This is a genomic window from Paenibacillus faecis, from assembly GCF_008084145.1.
Lineage (GTDB): Bacteria > Bacillota > Bacilli > Paenibacillales > Paenibacillaceae > Fontibacillus > Fontibacillus faecis.
Genome location: NZ_VSDO01000006.1, coordinates 312,919 through 334,121, shown reverse-complemented (window position 1 = coordinate 334,121; position 21,203 = coordinate 312,919). Strand labels below are relative to the sequence as shown.

Below are 21,203 nucleotides of genomic sequence, written 5' to 3'. Positions count from 1 at the left end.
AACCTGCTTTCGTAAAATAATTTGGGACGCAAACTCCCGAGTGAAATGCATTGAAAAAAAACGGGTAGTTCGCTAAAATGACCAATGAGTTTTACATAAAACCAACAGGTCAAATATTACTGCCGAGCGGGGATTATGTCAAATCCCATTTTTAGAGAAGGAGAAAATATTTTAAAAATTAACTTTCGTTAATCGTCTGTCGCAACTTCCTCTGTTAGAATGACCGTCGAGGTATAGGCATAAAGTCCGGTTATTAAAATCCAGGCCTATACCCCTGTTAAGGTCATTCAAATTAGCGAAGGGGAGGTTATACTTGCACAGACTGAAGAAAATCGGCGTATTGGCGCTTGCCCTGGTCCTGGCCATTCCCGCATTTGCTCCTCGCGTTTATGCGGCTTCCGCCGCGCCATCGGGCGTTAAGGCATTTGGGGCGGGTTATCTCCATACCTTGCTCATCGTGGAAGACGGGACGGTTTGGGGAATGGGAGACAACAGCGCGGGAGCGTTGGGCGACGGCACGACGACCAACTCGTTTCGGCCCGTCCAGGTGATGAAAGCCGACGGAAGCCCGCTTACCAATGCCGCGGCCGTCGCGGGCGGGGGATACTTCTCGGTCGCGCTTTTGAACGACGGTACCGTCTGGACATGGGGCAGAGGAGCCTATGGGAAATTGGGCAACGGGGCATCGGACAACCAGTATCGGGCCGTCCAGGTTATCCAGTCGGACGGCAGTCCTTTAACTCAAGTTCACAGCATCGCCTCGGCCTACGACCATACATTGGCGTTAAAAGATGACGGGTCGGTTTGGGGTTGGGGTTCGAATTCATCCAACCAGTTAACGGATTATTATGACATCAGTATCCAGCGGGCCGTACGGATCAAAGCCTCGAACGGGTCCTACTTGACCGATGTGAAGGCGGTCGGCGGCGGGGATTACCATTCCATGGCCCTCAAAGAGGACGGCACCGTCTGGGCTTGGGGATATGGCGGCTTTGGCGCGCTCGGTAACGGTTCGACGGCGGATTCTGTATATCCCGTGCAAGTTACGGATTCCAGCGGAGCGCCATTGACGGGAATCACCGACCTCAAGGGCAACCGGCTCGGGGGAATGGTTCTTAAGGAGGACGGTACCGTCTGGTCTTGGGGTTACAATGAAAACTACAATCTGGGCAATCCCGGGGTAACGTCATCCAATCGGGCCATTCAGGTATTACAAACGGGATCGGTCCCCCTTACCGGGGTATCCAAGATCTCCGGAGGCGGCCGTTTAAGCATGGCGCTGAAGAGTGACGGAACGGTCTGGTGGTGGGGCATGCAAAATCGCAACCTGCAAGTCGCAACGAAATTTCTGAGCGACGCCCGTGAGATTTACGCCGGAGACAACCACGGACTCGTCATGAAAGCGGACGGTACCGTATGGGGAGGAGGCTGGACAAGCAAAGGGGAGTTGGGGACGTCTTACGAAACGACTTACATTTACTACACCAGCCCGATCCAAGTCTATCCCGCCCGAACGAATATCAGCGCCGACCCGCCGACCCTCTTGGCGGACGGAACCGGGAAGACCACGGTCACCGTTACCTTAAAGGAGGGGAGCGGCTATAACATCGGCAAAAGTGAAGGAAGCGTTCAACTGAACACTACGTTAGGCACATTGGGACCGGTGACCGATCACGGGAACGGAACGTATACGGCTGAACTAACCGCGTCAAAGACTTCCGGTACGGCTACGATCACCGGAACGATTAACGGTTATCCGTTGACCGCGCCCGGAAAGGTGACGATTAAACCGCTGGGTCCCTCGCTGTCCAAGTCGACGCTGACGGCCAATCCTTTGTCGGTTCCGGCGGACGGCGCCAGTTCTTCGACTCTGAGTTTACAACTGATCGATGACAACGGAAACGCCTTGACCGCGAGCGGAGGAACCGTTCAAATGAGTACGACCGCCGGGACGCTGACGCCGGTCACCGATCATAAGAACGGCACGTACACCGCCGTTTTGAAGGCGCCGGTCGCGGTAGGCTCAGCCGTGGTTACGGCCAAGCTGGGCGGGCAGACCATCGCGCAAACCGCGACGGTACAGTTTGTACCGGGAGCCGCGTCGGCGTCCGCATCGGAGATTTCGCTCGATGCGAGCCAGTTGCAAGCCGGTAAGGGGACCGCAACGGCGACCGTACGGCTAAGGGATGCCAATGGGAATCCTTTGACCCAAGGCGGGGATACGGTCGTTATTCAAAGCGCGAACGGCACTATAGGCAAAGTGAACGATCTTGGAAACGGCACGTATACCGCCGTGTTCAAGGCCGGAACGACCGCCGGAACCGGGAAGGTCGGCGCGACGGTCAATGGCGCCGTTTTGCAGCGGACGGCGGAGGTAACCATCACGGCGGACGAGGTATCGTACGAGATTTCGACGTTGACCGCGGACGATTCCACCATTGTTGCGGACGGCGGCAGTTGGACGAATATCACGCTGACGCTCAAGGATCAATATGGAAATTTCCTGTCAAACCGTGCCGGAAAACCAACATTATCCACTACAGCCGGCGCTCTTTCGGCGGTAACGGACCACGGGAACGGAAGCTATACGGCTAGGCTATTTTCGAGCTCCGTTACAGGCGCGGCTACCGTATCCGCCAGGATGGGGTTGAGCTTTAAGCAAACCGTTCAAGTCGCGTTTATACCGGGAGCCGCGTCGGCCGACCAATCCGTACTGTCCGCCGACAGCAGCACCCTTGCGGCAGGAACGGGAAAAACCATGTTGACCGTGAAGCTGAAAGATACCCACGGTAATGCTTTGACCACCGGCGGGGACGCGGTCACTTTGCAGACGACCGGCGGCACGCTTGGCGCTGTGGCCGATAAAGGCGACGGGACCTATACGGCCGCCCTGACCGCCCCCCGGAACGCCGGCACCGTCTCGGTCTCCGGAGCGGTCAACGGCGTGAAGCTTCGGCAAACGGTGGAGTTGAGCGTCGTTCCCGGCCCCGTGTCGGAAGCGACGTCCGTAATCAACGTTGACGCGGGGACACTTCCGGCCAACGGGACGAGTAAGGCCACCGTCACCGTCTGTCTGAAGGACGCGTACGGCAATCCGTTGACGGCTTCGGCGGGGAAAGTCCTGCTGTCTGCGACGGCCGGAACGCTAAGCGCGGTGACCGATCGGGGCGACGGAACTTATTCCGCGACCTGGACGGCGCCGACGGCGGCCGGAGCGGCAACGGTGACGGGCAGCATCGGGGGGAGGGCTTTGGCAAGCAAGGCCACCGTCTCCTTCGTGCCCGGCTCGGCTTCGCCCGCCGCCACGTCCGTGTTGTCGGGCCCGGACGCCATTACCGCGGACGGCGTAAGCTCGGCGACGGTGACGGTCCAAGCCAGGGACGCGTACGGCAACCCGATTACGCAAGGAGGCGACAGGGTTGCCTTGGAAACCACCGGTGGGACGTTGTCCAAAGTAACGGACCACGGGGACGGAACTTATACGGCGACCTTGACGTCATCCACGCAAGCGGGCAAGGCGACCGTAAGCGCCGTGCTGAACGGTACGAAGGTATCGCAAGTGGCGGAAGTCACGTTCGTGGCCGGCCAGGCTTCCTCGGCGACATCGGAATTGTCCGTCGGAACTGCCGCGCTGACGGCCGATGGGATCAGCTCCACCGCCCTCACCGTTCGATTGAAGGATGCCTATGGTAATGCTTTAGTCAAAGGCGGCGATCACGTTGCTTTTCAAACGACGGCCGGCGGCGTCAGCCAAATCGCCGATCTGGGGAATGGCGTTTACACCGCGGTGTTGACGGCTCCCCGGACAGCCGGAAGTGGAACAGTAACGGCAACGGTAAACGGGGCGGCTCTCCGCGAGACGGCATCCATCGCGTTTTTGCCGGGCGCGGCCTCTCCGGAAACCTCCTTGTTGATTCCGGAATTTCCGGCCATTACGGCGGACGGCACCAGTACATCCAAAGTAACGGTCCGGCTGATTGACGTGAGCGGAAACGAATTGGACCGCGGCGGCGATCACGTTGTGTTGACCACAACGGCCGGCGCCCTCGGTGCCGTGGAGGACAACGGCGACGGAACCTATACGGCCGTGCTGACCGCAGGCACTGTTACGGGCCTTGCCCAATTGTCCGGTACGGTCAACGGCGAAGTGTTCCAGCGGTCCGCCGCGGTCGAGTTTGTTACCGGAGCCGCTTCAGCCGCTCATTCGGTTCTCGAGGCGGATACGCGTGAATTGACGGCAAACGGGGTCAACTCGACCAAGGTCACGCTGCGGCTGAAGGACCGCTTCGGCAACAGCCTGAATGCCGGCGGCGATCGGGTCGAAATCCAAACGAGCGCCGGAACGCTAAGTTCCGTGACGGATCAAGCGGATGGGACCTACACGGCCGTATTGACATCCGGTACGAAGGCCGGATTGGCGGAGTTGACCGGTACCGTGAACGGCGTCGCCTTAGCGGCCGGAACCCCGATCGAATTTCGGCCTGGCGGAGCGGCGGCGGAAAGGACGGCTTTGTCGGCGGACCGGACCGCCGTAACCGCGGACGGCAGCAGTAAAGCCGTGGTGACGATCCAGTTGAAGGACGAGTTCGGCAATGAGCTGGGCACGGACGGCGGAGCGATTCAACTGAAGCTGTCCACCACACTCGGCATATTGACGGACGCGAAATATACTTCAAGCGGACGCTATACGGCGGAACTCTCTTCCGCAGCGGCCGGAACGGCCGTTGTGACAGGGACGCTGGGCGGCGTACCGATCGGCTCTTCGGCCACCGTGTTCTTTGAGCCGGGGAGACCTTCCCCGGCGACCTCCACGGTGGGGGCCGACCGGACCACGTTGATCGCGGACGGCAGCGATGAAGCGCTCATCACCGTCCAACTGAAGGATGCTTCCGGCAATACGGTGCCGGATAGCGGGGCTCCCGCGGTGATCCGGATCGACTCGACGCTTGGAACGGTCACTTCCGCCGTTTATGAGGCGGATGGAAGGTATAAGGCCCGATTGATTTCGACCACGGCCGGGACAGCTACCGTTACCGCCTCGATTGACGACGCCGTTGTGGCCGATACGGTCCAGGTGGAGCTTCAGCCGGGCCCCGCTTCGGCCCCGGCCTCGGAGCTGAAGGTGAACAGGGAAGCTCTGCCGGCCAACGGCACTGCGGCGGCGCTAATTTCCGTCAAGGTTAAAGACGCCTATGGCAACCCGACGACGGCTCCGGGAGGAGTGCGTCTCGAGACGACGCTCGGAACTGTAACGGAAGCCGCCTACGGAACGGCCGGTGAATACATGGCTGAAATTCGTTCCACGGAGCCGGGGATTGCGGATATCCGCGCCTGGATCAACGGGGCGGAGGTTCCCGGCGGCGTCCGGGTTACTTTTGCCGACGGAATCTGGTTTACTCCGCCATCCTATCGGTTACAGATCGGAGAGTCGCAGCGGACCGTCGTGGAAGTTACGTATGGCGATATGACGGCGGATTTGACTTCGGAAGCAAGTTTCGAATACAACGACGGTTTGATCCAAATCGGTCAGGCCGCGGATGGTTACTGGTACATTACCGGGCTGCAAACCGGCACCACCGTCATTCAGGCGGTTTACGAGGGAGACGGCGGCAGATTGACGGCCAGAGCGCCCGTTACGGTCTATGCCGTGCCTACCCGGCTTGCTTTCGGTGCCGCAGGCTATGAAGTGAAGGAAGGAGAACAACTCCAACTGGAACTTAACGCGACCTATTCGGACGGGACCTCGGCCGAGGTTTCCGGCGAAGCGTCATTTCATTTGGGCGTCGAAGATATTGCGGCGGTGGACGCCGCCGGAAGATTGCGCGGACTAAAGGCCGGCACAACGCGAGTCAGCGCTACTTACGAAGGTTTAACCGCTACGGCCGAGATTCATATTTTACCGGGTTCCGTGAAGCATGACGGGTCTGAAGGGGAAGGGCCCGGTCGTTCCGGAAGCACGCCTTCCAGCGGAGTTACTAATCCGCCGCGAACGAGTTCCCGGGGGGAGTTGAACTTCGATTTACTGCTGGACGGAGTGGCCGGCCGGACCGTCGTTTTGAATGCCGAGCAAATTCGCAGCGGAGTGATCTCCATCGAGACGAAGGAAGGAAGCAAAGAGTGGGCTCTTCTTGTGAAGCCGGCCGTTCTGGATCGCCTGCTGGAGCAAAACGGCGGGATGAAGCTTGAATGGCAGACGCCGCTTGGAGATTTGGAGCTTCATCTGGCCGATCTTCGTAGGTTCAAAGCGCAACCTTCCCTGGATTCGATCCGTCTGTCGCTGGAAAGTCTCGGACCGGAAAGAGAGTCGCGACTTTTGGAGATCGCGAAGAAGATGGACGCGGAGCTTCGGATCGAGCCGTTCCTTCTGCAGCTAAGCGGGTTGAAATCCGACGGCACGCTCCTGGAAACCGACGATCATCCGATCGCCTTAATATTTGAACCGGCGAGGGACATTCGGGTACCGAGCCTTCATTTGACGGCGGCGACGCTTGATGAAAGCATCGAGTCCTTCCGATATGTGCCGGCACGGTTCGGAGCCGAGGGCGCGGTTGCATTCAAACTGCCGGGTTCCGGCATTTACACCGTGCTGGAGAACCATCGAAGTTTCTCCGATCTGAATGGGCATTGGGCGCGGCTGGATGTGGAGACGATGGCTAACAAGCTCATCGTGAAGGGAACGGATGACGGCAGATTCGAGCCGGAACAATCCGTTACGCGCGCCGAGCTGGCAGCTATGCTGGTTCGTATGCTTGGCCTGGTCTCCGCTTCGGAGACGGCCGCCTTCCGCGACATCTCGGGCAAGTGGTATGAAGCCGAGATTACGGCCGCTTTTCGAGCCGGTTTGGTGAAGGGGGATGAGAACGGCGATTTCCGCCCGGATGCGGCGGTGTCAAGGCAGGAGATGTTTGTCATGATCTCCAGGGCTATGGAGACAGCCGGTTTTACACATTTGTCCGCGGAAAGATTCGCCCTTTATGCCGACCATGCGACCATCGCGGGATGGGCTGCTCCGGCGGTCGAAAGTCTGACGGAGGCGGGACTCCTGAAAGGGAACCCCTCCAACCTGGTAAAGCCGCTGCAAACAGCGACGCGAGCCGAAGCCGCCGCAATTCTTGCGCGATGGCTGCAACTCGATATATAAGAGAAGGGCCAGTGGGCGACGTGTTCGCCGACCGGCCCTTTTTTTGACGGTCAGGATATCCCCGTCGCAGTTCCCGGCGGTTCAAAAGCCAGCCGATCCAAATGGTACTCCGTCCGTTTAATGAACATAAGCTTGCAAGGAGAGCCGGTACCGGCTCTTTTTGTCGTACATGGAACTGATGAGTTGACTATATCGACAAATTTTTTAAAATCCAGTAGTCTAGTATTGATTGGAAAATTGAACCAAGGGGGAAACGTTAGATGAGAAAAAGAGCAGTGTTGGGTGCGATGGCCATTCTATTTTTATTGTCGAGCGCAAGCGTATCCGCCCATCCCGGCAGAACGGACGCCAAAGGCGGCCATTACTGCCGGACCAATTGCGCGAAATGGGGACTTGAGGATGGAGAATATCACTATCACAACGGGGGAAGAAGTTCTTCCCAAAGCAAAAACAAGGTTCCTAGCGCTACTTCATCTTCCAAGTCGAAGAAAAAGACGACGACAAAAACTTCAACCCGCAAAACGCCTTCGGCCGATTACGCGACATCTTCGCTTAAAGTTTTCGTGAACGGACAGGCGGTAGCTTTTAATAATACTCCGGTAATTTACCAAAGCACGAACCTGGTTCCTCTGCGGGAGATGGCCGAAGGGATGGGAGCAGCCGTTAACCTGGACAAAGACAGCGGCACAATTGTCGTCAGCAAAGATACGAACAGCGTGACGATGACCATCGGCAGCAAAACGGTTACCTATAACGGCGAAACCGAAACCGTGTCGGCAGCGCCGAAAGTGATAAAAGGCGTGACCTATGTGCCGGCGCAAGTGCTGGCCAGAGGCCTGGGCGCTAGTCTGGAATTTGACAGCGACAACCATTCGCTAAAGATCACTTTGCCCTAAAGCAATTTCGCTATATTAGGTTGAACCAATGCATTGGCGTTGGGGAAGGATATAAACAGTTTCGCAAATACGTCAAAAATACGTCATCGACAATCCACAATTGGAGATATATCGGAGTTCACATCTTTAACGGGAAAACTTCCCGCTAATGTACCGATCTCGGCTCTTTTATCGGATTTAGCTGGAAAAACTCCATCTATTTCGCCGCCCTATTGCCAATTGGCGCAATTTCAGGCGAATTAGCGGGAGATTCTCCAGCTAATTCGCCTTTACAGCCGCCTGTGCACCAAATTAACGGGAAGAATTCCTTTTAATTCGATGAGCTGCAGGTGAAGAATGTGAAAAGAACCCTCTCCACTGCTGTATAGCGACACCCTATGAGACATCAAGCCTGCCGCAGACATCCTAATCCGTATTAAGCCCGCTGTGATCGAGGTGCCTAGTGCTCTTACAACTCTAAAAGATGCAAATCTGCAGGTATTTAGGGTCGATCCACGAGGGTATGCGAAAAAAGATGCAAATCCGCAGGTATTTCTAGCGATTTTAGAGAAACAAGCCGGTTTAGTTGAAAATTCCTGCGGAATTGCAGGAATTTTGAAATTTATGCTCCGAACGAGAAAAAACATGCAGATATGCAGGAATTCTTGTTAGTTAAGGTTGTCTGACGGGCTCCTAGTCTGCAATCCATAGTTCAAACTATATAGTTATATGAATTCAAGAAGAAGTTCCATAAAATATATTATGTAAACCATATGTAAATCAATGGTGCAAACCCGTATATACGGGTTCTCTTTTCATCATACCGAATATATGTTCTTGTTGGGACTTTAGTAGGTAGGGCTGCCTGCCAATTTTAGGTATGATATAGATGATGGGCTTATATGATAATTTTAATAGTTCTGTCAACTTACGATGGTGGAGGGGAACGGCATTTTGATGGAGATTACGGAGACTTGGATCGACTCACTGGCGCCCAACAGCGCAGCGATCAAGAACGGTCGAGACTTGAACAAAAAGGGAAAATACATAGAACTGCACCGGTCCGAAGACGGTCAAGTCCTGTTTGGACTGTGTGCGGGAAGCGGAAAAACACCGTATGCGCCATCCGCGGATTTCGCGATTCCGGACAAACCGGTCATGCGCTGTAGCTGTCCGAGCCGGCAGTTCCCGTGCAAGCATGTCTTGGGCCTCCTGTACGCTTATGCGGAGGGAAGACCGTTTACGCCGGCGGAGGTGCCGGAAGATCTGGCGGCCAAACGGGAGAAAGCCGGGAAACGGGAAGAGAAGAAAGCGAAGGAAGCGGTGACGGCCGCCGAAGCCAAGCCGAAAAAAGTCAATAAATCGGCGCTTAAGAAGAAGATCACGGCGCAACTCGAGGGATTGGAACTGCTTGAGAAATTAACGCGTTCCTTGATTCGGCGCGGTCTCGGCACGCTGGATGCCAAAGAGCTCAAAGTGATTCAGGAACATATGAAGCAAATGAAAAGCCATTATTTGAACGGAGCGCAAATTCAGCTTGGTAAGCTGTTCCTCCTCCTGTCGCAAAAGGACGGCAAAGAGCAGGCTTATTCCTTGGCCGCGGATCAGCTTGCGATCATTCACGCTTTTATCAAAAAAGGCCGGGCCCATTTAACCGCTAAGCTGGAGGATCCCGAGCTTGCACTGGATCATGAATCCTCGATCGAAGAATGGCTCGGACACGCCTGGCAGTTGACCGAACTGAAAGAGGCGGGGCTGGTCGCGCCGGCTGCCGAACTGATTCAGCTGGCTTTTACCAGCTATGATGATACCGCCCGGCAGGAGTATGTCGACTGCGGCTACTGGATTCAGCCGGACAGCGGGGAGATTCACTATACCGTTCAATATCGCCCCTATAAAGCCGCGAAATTAATGAGGGAGGAAGACAGCTTCTTTGAGGTCGCTATCGTTCCCGAGCTGTACCGGTATCCCGGAGGTCTGAACCGGCGCGTCCGTTACGAATCCATGACATCGAGAGCGTTGGAGAAGAGCGATCTAAACCGGATACGCGAGCATGCGGCGGAATCTTTTGCGGAGATCGTAAAAAGCGTGAAAACCCAGCTTAAAAACCCGTTGGCCGATCCCAATCCGGTCGCACTGCTGTCTGTTGACAAGGTGGTCGCCGATGGAGAGGGAAGGCTGTTTGCCGCGGATCGGCAGGGAGACACCCTGGAGCTTCGCGACATCCTGGATAACGGCACCGTCCATTTATTGAAGTTTCTGCCGGAAGACGCTCTAAGTGAGATTGCGATGCTAGCGATGTTTCATCATGATTCTCTCAGCGGTCGACTTGCCGTGCAGCCGCTGACGATTTTAACCCGGGAAGAACGGGTCCGGTTGCTCTACTAACAACGCGAATTGGAGGAACGTTTACATATGAGTCAAGCCTTACTAATGGAGCTGAACGATGAAATCCGGCGTCTTTATATGGCGGGGAGCGATCTGGCGGCCGGGGATTTCCGGTTAAAAAGGCTGCTTCCGTCTTTTCAACAGCTGGGGGAACGCGCTCCGGTGTTTAAAAAGCTGGCCGAAGGGGTGGAGTCCTTGATCGGCGAAGGCGGCGGAGCGGAATCGGCCCGGCGGCTCCAGGATGTCAATCTTTTGCTTCAGTCGGTGCTTCGTACCCAGGGAAAAGGCTCCGCCGAAGGGGAAACGGCTTTGTTGAACAGCAAGCCCGTCTCGTTGAAGACGATCCGGTCGTACCGGAAATTGTCGGCGGTCCGGCAGGCCCTGACGACGCGAGGCGGCGGGCGGCATGAAATCATCGTCGAAGCTTTCCGCGAAGGGTTGTTTCAAGACCTGCGCCTGCTTCCGCTAGCCATCGAAGCGTTAAACGATCCATACGCGGAGATCGCCGATTTTGCCATGAACGATATTTTACCGTCTTACGGTCCCGAAATCGTACCCCACTTGCTTGAAAGCTTTCAACCGGGCGGGGGGAGGGTTGAAGCCCGCAAGCTGACCGTTATCGCGCGATGCGGCGGCGACGAGGTGCTTTCAGCGATCTGTGAAGCGGCCGCTTCGGGGTCCGATGAAGTGCGCACGACGGCGATTCGCCTGTTGGCGGGGCATGCCGATTACGAAGAGACCCTGCTGGACTTCAGCCGCGACAAGAAGAAGAGCATCCGCGAAGCGGCGTATCAGGCCTTGGCCGACAGCGACTGGGCGAGCGCTGCCGAGCGTCTTTATGAGGCGTCCAAAGGGAAGGACAGCGAACTCGTGAGTCCGGCGCTTAACCGAAGCCGGTCAGAGCTGCTGATCAATTGGTTGGTACGGGATTATGCGGAATTGCTTCAATCGGTCGAAAGCGCGTATCCCGAGAAAGAGATCGACAAAGAGGTCTCGCTGCAAAGCAGACGGTATTTCTGGGCAGTGCACGGCAAGACCGGCCCCGAGATGGAGCCGATGTACCTGCGGGTTTTGCGGAATTATTCTTTCTACGCGCACACGTTAGGCTGGACTTTTTTGACGGATGCAGCGTTGCAGTACATAAACGGGGTGAATTCCGAAGAAGGACGGCAGCTTATCCGGGCTGCGGTGGATACCGAAATGGAAAAGACCGCGGGAACCAGCGCCTTTGTTCGTGAAACTCTAGTCAAGGCGCAGCCCGTGCTGCCTCCGGATCGGCTTTACGAAGCCTATGCGGGGATCCTCAAAGACCGTTTGAACGCTTCCCCGTTGAGCAAGATCGCCACCACCTGCAAACAGCTGCTGGATACGTTGGAAGATCTGGTGATCCAGCGTAAATACCGGGAGGACCAACCGGTTTGGGCGGATGAGAAGAAGAGCTATATGTTCACGGTCGAAATGCTTCCGCCGGAGGAAGTTGCAGCTACGTGGGATTCCCGTTGGCTGGATCATTTTATCGCGCTCGATCATTTGGCGCTGGTCAGTGCTTTTGCCCGGCCGGGACATGAAGGGGTCTCTTCCTACCTGCTTGACAAACTGAGCAAATCTCCGGAGTTTCGCAACCGTTTCGCCAATCTGGCCGTCATGGGGCTGGTTCGCGCGGGCATCCCGGAGGGGGAGCTCCATGAAGCGCTGGTCCGTGCGCTGGAGGACGAGCGGAATACGGAATGCCGCGAAATCGAGCCGTTTCTGTTCGAGCAGCTCTCCCGTTTACCGGCGTCCTATGCGGGCCGGATTCGGGCGGCTACGCCGAAATTCGCCTCCGATGCGGTCCTGCAGCTCGGCTATATTTTGAAGACCATGGAATCGTAAGTCATCCATTAGCATCCATTCATTTCTAAAGGAGAGATCCATTGATGAGCAAGACGGAACCCGTAATGCAGGATATTATGCGCAAGCCCGCGGAGGTGTTGTATCAGGAAGAATTACAGGCATTGATCCGCGAGGATCAAGGCAAAGTTCCGACGGGATGGCAAATGTCCCCGCAATCGGTGCTTAAGTTTATCGTCGGCGGGCAAGCCGGAGGCCGGACCATAACGCCGAAATATATCGGGAACGCTCGCCTCGTGGAGATGGCGATCGCCACGCTGGTGACCGACCGGGCGCTGCTGTTGATCGGCGAGCCGGGGACGGCCAAATCCTGGCTGTCGGAGAATCTCTCCGCGGCCATCTACGGGAACTCCGGGCTGGTTGTCCAAGGTACGGCGGGAACGACGGAGGAGCAGGTCCGCTATTCCTGGAATTACGCCATGCTTCTCGCCCAAGGACCGACCCCGGAGGCTTTGGTCAAGAGTCCGATCATGCGGGCCATGGAAGCGGGCGGCATCGCCCGGTTCGAGGAAATCTCCCGCTGCGCCTCCGAAGTGCAGGACGCGCTGATCTCGATTTTGTCGGAGAAGACGATCTCCGTTCCGGAGCTCGGCAAAGAGGTGAATGCGCGTAAAGGCTTTAGCATTATCGCTACGGCCAATACCCGTGACAGGGGGGTAAACGAGATGTCCACGGCGCTGAAACGCCGCTTTAATATGATCGTTCTGCCCGCGCCCGCCGACCTGGAAACCGAAGTGGAGATTGTAAAGAAACGGGTTGCCGAAATCGCTTCTTCCTATGATCTGCAAGCGGCGGCTCCTTCCGACGAGGCGCTGCAAAAAGTCGTAACTATCTTCAGGGAACTGCGCAGCGGTATGACGCTGGACAAAAAGGAGAAGGTGAAGTCCCCGGCCGGGGTCATTTCCACGGCCGAAGCGATCTCGCTGCTCACCAACAGTATGGCGCTTGCGGCCAGCTTTGGCGGCGGGGAGATGACGGATGAGGATTTGGCCGCCGGCCTGCAGGGCGCCATCGTAAAGGATGACGACAAGGATCGTCTCGTGTGGAAGGAATATCTGGACAATGTGATGAAAAAGCGCGGGGCCGGCTGGCGCGGTCTTTACACGGCCTGCAAGGAGATGAATCAATGAAGACGGAGGCGGCTAGCGGCGCTGGGGTGCAGATTTTCGGCGTCCGGCATCTGTCGCCGGCCGGCGCTTATCATGTGGGCCAATTTCTGGATCGGATCCGTCCCACGGCCGTCCTGATCGAAGGGCCTTCCGACGCTTCTGCGGAAATTGCGCATTTGACGAACGCTTCTACCCGGCCCCCCGTCGCTCTATTGGCTTTCACCGAAGAGCTGCCGGTGCGGACCGTACTTTGGCCTTTCGCCGTGTACTCCCCGGAGTATCAGGCCATGCTCTGGGCGCAAAACCATGGAGCTTACTGCGCGTTTATTGATTTGCCCTCCTCTTCCGCGGTTTGTTTGCAGGATATCCGCGGCGCCGCCCGCGACAAGGAGCTGCTGAACGGCCCCGATGAGCAGGCCCCCCAGTCACCCGTCGCCGGACAAACGGCGGAGGAAACGGGGGCTCCGGGCGGAATGGCGGATGACCCGGATTTGTCCGCGTCGCTGTACGACAAAATTGCCGGAATCGCGGGCGAGCCCGATTATGACACCTATTGGGAGCGGAACTTTGAGCACAATTTGCGTCCGGAGGCGTACCGGCAAGCGATTCTGGCCTATTCCGGCCAAATGCGGGAGCTGACGGAGGAGAAGGAAAGGCGGGACGACCGGCTGGAATACGCTTATAACGCCGTTCGTGAAGCTTACATGTGCCGAAAAATCGCGGAGGCGCTCGCGGCGGGACATAAGCCGGAACAGATCGTGGTCGTATGCGGGGCGTATCACGCTTCGGCCCTGCAAAATCCGGCGCTGGCCATGAGCGACGAGGCGCTGTCGCAGCTTCCGGCCCGCAAGACGAAGCTGACGCTCATGCCGTATTCCTATTTGCGATTGTCTTCACTGACCGGATACGGGGCGGGAAATCGGGCGCCTTATTATTTTGAAATGATGTGGGAGCAAATGCGGCGGGGTGACGTAGCCGAACTGTCCCATCGTTATCTCGCTTCCGTCGCTGCCGATTTGAGGAGAACGGGGACGCATCGGTCCACGGCGGAAGTGATCGAGGCGGTCCGACTTGCTGAAGCGCTGTCGGCTTTGCATGGCGGAAGCGCTCCGACGCTGATGGATCTAAGGGATGCCGCCAAAACCCTTTTGGGGCGCGGGGAGCTGTCCGTAGTCGCCGAAGCGCTGGCGCGAACGGAGGTAGGCACGGCGATCGGCGCGCTGGCCGAAGGCGTCAGTCAAACGCCGATTCAGGATGACGTGGCCCGCCAACTAAAACGGCTGAAACTGGAGAAGTACAAAACCGCCGTAGCGCAAGATCTCGCTCTCGACTTGCGGGAAAACCGGAGAGTCTCTTCGGAGGAAGCGGCTTTTCTCGATTTGAATCGCTCCTTCTGGTTCCACCGTTTGAAGCTGCTGGGCATTCATTTTGTCAAGGAACAGAGAAGAACGGCGGAGCAGGCCGTTTGGTCGGAACATTGGGTTATCCAATGGTCTCCGGAAGTGGAGATTGAAGTGGTGGAGTCGAATCTCCTCGGGGAAACCGTGGAAACCGCCGCGGGCTTCGTGCTTCAGCAGCGGCTGGAGGAATGCTCCACCCTCAAGGAGGCTTCCGAGCTGATTTCGGCCGCCTACGAGTGCGGGATGATTCATCAAATGGAGGCGGCGAGATCGGCTTTGCAAAAGCTGGCGGTGCAAAGCCAGAATGTGGCGGAAATCGCGGCCGCGGCGAGAAGGCTGTCGCAGTTGATCCGTTTTGGCGGCATCCGAAGAATCGAGACGACTCCGCTTGTTCCGCTCCTGGAGCAGCTGTTTTTGCGCGCGTGCCTGTTCTTGCAGGAGGCGTGCCAATGCAACGATGAAGCGGCTCAGGCGATGGCGGAGGCGATGAACGAGTTGAACCATATCGCCGCGGAACATAGCGACGAAGTCGACGAGGCGCTGTGGATTCGGGAACTGTCCGTGTTGTCGGACAGGGATGACGCGCACCCGAGATTATCCGGGTTGGCCTGCGCCATTCTGCTCGAACGGGGGGAATTGTCGGCTGAGGCGTGTTCGGCGGAGGTTTCGCGCCGGCTCTCGCCGGGCATTCCGGCGGACCTGGGCGCCGGCTGGTTCGAGGGACTAGCGATGCGCAACCGCTATGCCCTTTTATCGCGGATGAGCTTATGGGATCAGCTCAACGCCTATATCTGCTCGCTGGAGGATGACGAATTTGTGCGGTCCCTGGTCTTTTTGCGCCGGGCGTTCAGCGTATTCAGCCAGCGCGAAAAGACGATGGTTGCCGAACTGCTCGGAGAATTGTGGGGCGTGGAACCGGAGCGGGCCGCCGAAATGATTACGGAAGAACTGAAGGAGGAAGAAGCCCGGATGCTGGATGAATTGAATGATTTTGATTTTGAGGACTTTTAGACGATGGTCGGAGCGGTAAACCGTGAGGCTCTGTCCCGTTGGCGGCTCATTCTGGGCGAGGCCGCCGAAGGGGATCTCGGCCGCTACGCCGGTCAGGGAGAGATCGGGCTTACGGACGATGAGCGGATTATGGACCGGGCGCTTGCCGCCATCTATGACCAGACGGCCCCTGGTGAAGCAGGGGCATCCGGAAGCGGTTCGGGCGCGCGCGGCGCCGGCCAGGGGAAATCCGCCCCTCGGCTCGCGCAATGGCTTGGCGATGTGAGGACTTTTTTTCCGGAAGATGTGGTCTCGGTCATTCAACACGATGCGATGGAGCGTAAAGGCTGGAAGCAGCTGTTGTTCGAGCCGGAGGTGCTGGCCAGTGTGAAGCCGGATATTCATCTCGTCGGAACCTTGTTGTCCCTAAAAGGAAAAATCCCGGAGAAGACGAAGGATACCGCGCGCATGCTTGTGCAGGCCGTGGTGGATGAATTGGTCAAGCGCATGAGCCATGAGCTTCAAAGAGCCGTAACGGGGGCCCTTAACCGCAGGCGGCATACACCGCTTCCTTCGTTGAGCGGGATTGACTGGAAACGTACCATCCAGCGGAATTTGAAGCATTATGATGCCGAGCGCCAACGGATTATTCCCGAACGTTTCTATTACTTCGACCGGGCGAAGAGAAGCAAGGAATGGACGGTCATCGTCGATATCGACCAGAGCGGATCCATGGCGGAATCGGTCATCTGGGCGTCTGTCGTCGGGTCCATCTTTGCGAGTATGCCCGCTTTGGATACCCGGGTGGTCGTCTTCGATACCGAAGTGGTCGATTTGACTGAGCAATGCGCCAACGATCCGGTGGATATGCTGTTCGGGATCCAGCTCGGCGGAGGCACGAATATCGACAAATCCGTCGCGTACTGCGAGCAGTTTATTACGGAACCGAAAAAAACGCTGTTTATTCTCATTTCCGATTTGTACGAAGGCGGCAATCAGTCCCGCTTGATTCGGCGAATGCGGGAGATGAAAGAAGCCGGCGTAAAAACCTTATGTCTGCTCGCCTTGTCGGATGAGGGCAAGCCGTTTTACGATGAGCAGTTGGCCAGAGCCTTTGCCCGGGACGGAACGCCTTCGTTCGCTTGTACGCCCGCCATGCTGCCGGAATTGGTGGAAGGCGCGCTGCAGGGCAAGGATTTGGCCGAACTGGTGAAAAGGTTGGAGGGCCGGGGGAGAACCCAGGCTTGAAGACCGGAAGAGGTGCCGCAATGGCGGCACCTCTTCCGGTCTGTTTCCTGTAAAATTACGCCGACAAGGCGTTTTTTTTATCGTTCGTTCAACTCGGACAAGGCCACCTCTCGCTCTTGTTCCGGCTGATCGAGGGGGTAAATCCGGGCGGTTTCGCTGCGTTCGTCCACATGCTGAATATAGATGGGTACGCCGTTACACGTAACGTTTACCATCGTAGGCGATTCCACGATTTCCTTAGCGCGTTGGCTGTTCATCGCTTGTCCCTCCTGGGGTGAGTATACTCGAATGGTTCCGTAATACGTTGTCCCATTTTTTCGGGAAATATGCGTGATCAAGGCGGGGCGTCGTACATGCAGGCCGATTCCGCTATAATGGAGGAAGCGAGCGAATGGAGAGGAATGTAAACATGAAGAAAATGATCGTCATTGGGGCGGGCATTCTTGGAGCGTCCACAGCTTATCATTTGGCCAAAATGGGCGCCGATGTCACCTTGATCGACCGTAAAGACGCCGGGCAGGCTACGGACGCCGCCGCGGGAATTCTCTGCCCCTGGGTGTCCCAGCGCCGCAACCAGGCCTGGTATCGGCTGGCCAGAGCAGGGGCCCGCTTCTATAGCGACTTCATCGAAGAATTAAGACGGGAAGGCGAGACGGAAACCGGGTATGCCCGGGTCGGGGCACTGCTTATTCATACGGAGGCGGAGAAACTCGATAAGCTGGAGGAACGCGCTCGGCAGCGGCGTGAGGACGCGCCGGAAATCGGGGAAATCACCCGCCTTGGGGAGCACGAAACCAAGGCCCGATTTCCGCTCCTGGAAGCCGGCTATCCATCCCTGCACATCGGCGGCGCAGCCCGGATCGACGGGCGGGCGCTGCGCGACGCGTTAATCCGTTCGGCGCAGCGGAAAGGCGCGGTCGTTGTCAACGGGGATGCCTCGTTAATCTATGAGGATAACCGCGTGACCGGCGTTAGAGTAGGAGAGAAGAGCTATGCAGGCGACGGTGTTATCATTTGCGCGGGAGCTTGGGCCGATGCCTTGTTTAAGCCGTTAGGTCTCCGCTTTCTCGTCCGGTTCCAAAAGGCGCAGATCATGCATTTGCGTGTGGAGGGGGATCAAGATACGGGGATTTGGCCCGTGGTGATGCCCCCTTCCGATCAATATTTGCTGGCTTTCGACCAGCGGAAAATCGTTATCGGAGCGACGCACGAAAACGAAGTGGACGGGTACGACACGCGGATTACACCGGGCGGCATGCAGGAAATTCTCAATAAAGGTTTAGCCGCGGCGCCTGGGCTGGCCAACAGTACTTTTCAAGAAATGAGAGTCGGTTTCCGGCCGTTTACGCCCGGGTTTCTTCCGGTTGTGGGCAAGATTCCCGGCTGGGATGGATTGTTTGCCGCAAACGGTTTGGGCGCGTCCGGATTGACCACAGGACCGTTCATCGGAAGCCAGCTGGCCAAAATGGCGCTGGACCAGCCGACGGATATCGATTTCTCCGACTATGATGTAAGCCTGGCTCTTGACGATCCGCGGTCGGGGTAGAATAACGGAGAGGCTTTGCCCTAATATAAACGGGAAGAGCTCGGGGACCATATCCCGAGCTCTTTTTTAAACGGGTTATTTTATTCGAGATGGAGTTCCACCGGATCGGAGTTCAACCGGCTGCCTGCCGCGCGAATTACAAATCGGTAGTTCTCCGCGGCTTTGATATTGCTGACGGTCAAGCTGTAATCTGTCTTGCCTGACTCGACGCTTACATACGCGTTCCAGTAAGGTTTGATCTTTCCGTTTGCTTCATAGATTCGGAAGCCTTTCACGGGTTCGGCGCCGGACGCGGGAAGCTTCCAGGAAAGGGTGGCTTTCCCGGCGTTCAACCGGATTTTGGGGTCGCCGACAGGGTCCGGTTTGCGGTCCGTCCGCTTGATCCCGTACTCGTCGTATTTCTTGACACCGTTATTACCGGAGGATTCATCCTTCTTGGCGGCGGTATAAGCCTTGATCTTCAGAACCTCTTCGGAAACGGAAACCTCGGTAAACATCTTTTTGAAAGGCTGGGTATTGATCGCGGCAAAATAATCATCGTACCCCGGATACTTGGTATAAAATTTGTCCCCGAAGGCGTTCGACATCAGATAGACCGTGCCCTTGGGGTTAACGGCGTTTCCTTGCGTGTCGAACGTAGTCTGGGCGGGAGGGACCACCTTGTCGTTCAGCATTTGGTACGATCTCATATACATGTGATCGTGGGCTTCGAAAACGAGGTCGACGCCCATTTGGTCCAAGGCCGGGACGAGGACTTTTTTGTAAAATTGAACGCGGTCATCCTCCCATTCTCCCGCATTGTCCCCGGCGGAATAGGGGCCTTTATGAAGGGCTACGAACTTCCATTTGGCATCGCTTTTGGCCACGATATATTTCATCCATTCGACCTGGTCCTGGAACTGCGGGTCTTGCTCCTTAATTCCGCCGCCGCTCGACAACTCTCCGGCATATTGCGTGTTGAAAATCAGAAAGAGGGCGTTGCCGTATTCAAAAGAATACACGGAGCCGTCATGCGTATCGGCCACAACTTGTTTCGGCAGATTGAAATGGTAGTAAAAGTTCGAATTCGGCGTCGTTTCGTCGCCGTCATAGTCCTGAACTTCATGTCCGCCGAGGACGGGCACGATCGGAACATTCAAAAGCTGTTCCTGGGGAAGCCCCAGCATCCATTGCCACTGTTCTTCCAGGTCCCCGTTATCCACGAGATCTCCCGCATTGATGATGAATTTGGGATCGCCGACCGTTTGCACCGCTTTTCGGAACGTGTCGGCCCAAGGTTCGAAATCCGCCTTGCTGGAGGCTTGCGAATCCGCGCCAGCGATGAAGCGGAAGGGTTCGGCCTGGGCCGTATCGGTCGTAAAACTGCCGGTCCGGCTCCAACTGTTCGCGGCTCCGCTGCCGACGCGATATCGATATGTCGTCCCAGGAGTTAATCCGCTTGCCGTGACTTTGTGGCTGTAAAACTTCTTTTTCTTATTGGCCTTCCGGTCCGCCTTCGTCACGTAAGTGGTAATTTCTTCGGTCGTTCCTTGAAAGGTTAAGGCGTCATTCTCGGGGAAATCGCTCCCGGTTGCTTTGGCCGCTTCGACCACTTGCAGGGCGGAAGGCGACGGTACATCCGTATACCATGCGAATTGACGGGTCGTTTTCGTGTCTCCAAACAGCGTCATGGTGATCAGCTTGGGCTCCGTTTGCGGTTCCTGCGTTCCCGTTGCCGTGCCAGTTACGCGGATATCCTTAATCAGGCTGGAACCGGTATCCCCGATACCTTGGCTCCCTTTGGTATTCGTATTCGAATTCACGATCCAACGGATATATAGGTTATCTTGATTCTCGGCGCCCGCCGGCAGCGGGGCGTTTGCCAGTTTGCAGGAACCCCCGGGGCAGTTAAAGCTGGATTGCGTCATCTTTAAAGACAACCCCGGCACATCCGTCCAGTTCTTGTTATCGGTGCTGTACTGAACCTTGAAATCCCGCGGTCCCGTACCCGATGAAGTTTGCTGGGAGGAAAGGGCGATATCCCGGTAACCTTTAGTCGAAAGACTGACGAGCCAGTATTTTTTGTTTTTGCCGTTGTCCCAACCTTGATAGCTTATCGAGTGCTGGTCGCTGTCATAATACTCGAAATATCCGCCCACATTCCGGAAGCTGGAGGATTCTTGATAGATGCCGCCTGTTGCCGGAAAAACGCCATCCTGATCTTCACCTGAAAAAATCCATTCCGAAAGCAGCGCCTCCGCCAGTGCGGTTTCTGTTTCAGCCGCCCGGGAAACGCCTTGGCTCGAAACGATGATCATCAAGGCGGCCAACAGAGCGCATAATAGGCGGGCACCGGTTTTTCGATGAATTGAGTAGGTCAACATGCCAATCTCCCCTCGTTAGATATTTAAAGCGCTTTAACTTTTGAACGGAACACTATGAAAGGTCGGCCGGCCATTCGCTGATAAATATATGGAAATGGGGAGGAAATCAGAACAAGAAAAAACTCGGGGCGAATCAGGACTGAAATAACATTAATGATGCATGGGGGCAATCGGAGATTGGGGTTAATGCGAGAGCAACATTTTACAATAGGGGATAAAAACTTTCTGGTATAGTGGATAAGGTGGAGTACAT

At 56.5% G+C, this 21,203-nt stretch carries 10 protein-coding genes; 8 read left to right on the top strand and 2 right to left on the bottom strand.

The genetic code is table 11. From position 1 onward, the window contains the following. Nucleotides 1-313: 313 nt before the first annotated feature. The 7 genes from FRY98_RS26695 (at nucleotide 314) to FRY98_RS26665 (ending at nucleotide 17,041) form a co-directional block, all read left to right on the top strand. Nucleotides 314-7,141: an invasin domain 3-containing protein gene (locus tag FRY98_RS26695; RefSeq protein ID WP_148457748.1), complete on the top strand. Its 6,828-nt coding sequence runs from the start codon at nucleotides 314-316 to the stop codon at nucleotides 7,139-7,141. Nucleotides 7,142-7,401: 260 nt separating this feature from the next. Then, entirely contained in the window at nucleotides 7,402-8,037 is a 636-nt protein-coding gene (locus FRY98_RS26690; protein ID WP_148457747.1) for a copper amine oxidase N-terminal domain-containing protein, read from the top strand. A gap of 933 nt (nucleotides 8,038-8,970) precedes the next feature. Then, nucleotides 8,971-10,404 (top strand): SWIM zinc finger family protein, encoded by a 1,434-nt coding sequence (locus FRY98_RS26685; protein ID WP_148457746.1) that lies wholly within the window; start codon nucleotides 8,971-8,973, stop codon nucleotides 10,402-10,404. Nucleotides 10,405-10,431: 27 nt separating this feature from the next. Beyond that, nucleotides 10,432-12,276, top strand: a complete 1,845-nt coding sequence (locus FRY98_RS26680; RefSeq protein ID WP_148457745.1) for a HEAT repeat domain-containing protein — start codon at nucleotides 10,432-10,434, stop codon at nucleotides 12,274-12,276. Nucleotides 12,277-12,320: 44 nt separating this feature from the next. Continuing rightward, nucleotides 12,321-13,424 (top strand): ATP-binding protein, encoded by a 1,104-nt coding sequence (locus FRY98_RS26675; protein ID WP_148457744.1) that lies wholly within the window; start codon nucleotides 12,321-12,323, stop codon nucleotides 13,422-13,424. Beyond that, nucleotides 13,421-15,814, top strand: coding sequence for a DUF5682 family protein (locus FRY98_RS26670; RefSeq protein ID WP_148457743.1), 2,394 nt, complete (start codon nucleotides 13,421-13,423; stop codon nucleotides 15,812-15,814). The genes FRY98_RS26675 and FRY98_RS26670 overlap by 4 nt, the downstream gene beginning before the upstream one ends. A gap of 3 nt (nucleotides 15,815-15,817) precedes the next feature. Further along, nucleotides 15,818-17,041, top strand: coding sequence for a VWA domain-containing protein (locus FRY98_RS26665; RefSeq protein WP_148457742.1), 1,224 nt, complete (start codon nucleotides 15,818-15,820; stop codon nucleotides 17,039-17,041). A gap of 77 nt (nucleotides 17,042-17,118) precedes the next feature. Here the strand turns inward: FRY98_RS26665 and FRY98_RS26660 are convergent, their stop codons facing one another. Beyond that, nucleotides 17,119-17,298: a small acid-soluble spore protein H gene (locus tag FRY98_RS26660; protein WP_148457741.1), complete on the bottom strand. Its 180-nt coding sequence runs from the start codon at nucleotides 17,296-17,298 to the stop codon at nucleotides 17,119-17,121. A gap of 152 nt (nucleotides 17,299-17,450) precedes the next feature. Between FRY98_RS26660 and FRY98_RS26655 the strand changes: the two genes are divergently transcribed. Further along, nucleotides 17,451-18,587 (top strand): NAD(P)/FAD-dependent oxidoreductase, encoded by a 1,137-nt coding sequence (locus FRY98_RS26655; protein ID WP_148457980.1) that lies wholly within the window; start codon nucleotides 17,451-17,453, stop codon nucleotides 18,585-18,587. An 80-nt stretch (nucleotides 18,588-18,667) separates the two neighbouring features. On the opposite strand, the gene FRY98_RS26650 is transcribed toward FRY98_RS26655, so the two are convergent. Continuing rightward, nucleotides 18,668-20,950 (bottom strand): metallophosphoesterase, encoded by a 2,283-nt coding sequence (locus FRY98_RS26650; protein WP_170287199.1) that lies wholly within the window; start codon nucleotides 20,948-20,950, stop codon nucleotides 18,668-18,670. Nucleotides 20,951-21,203: the final 253 nt, after the last annotated feature.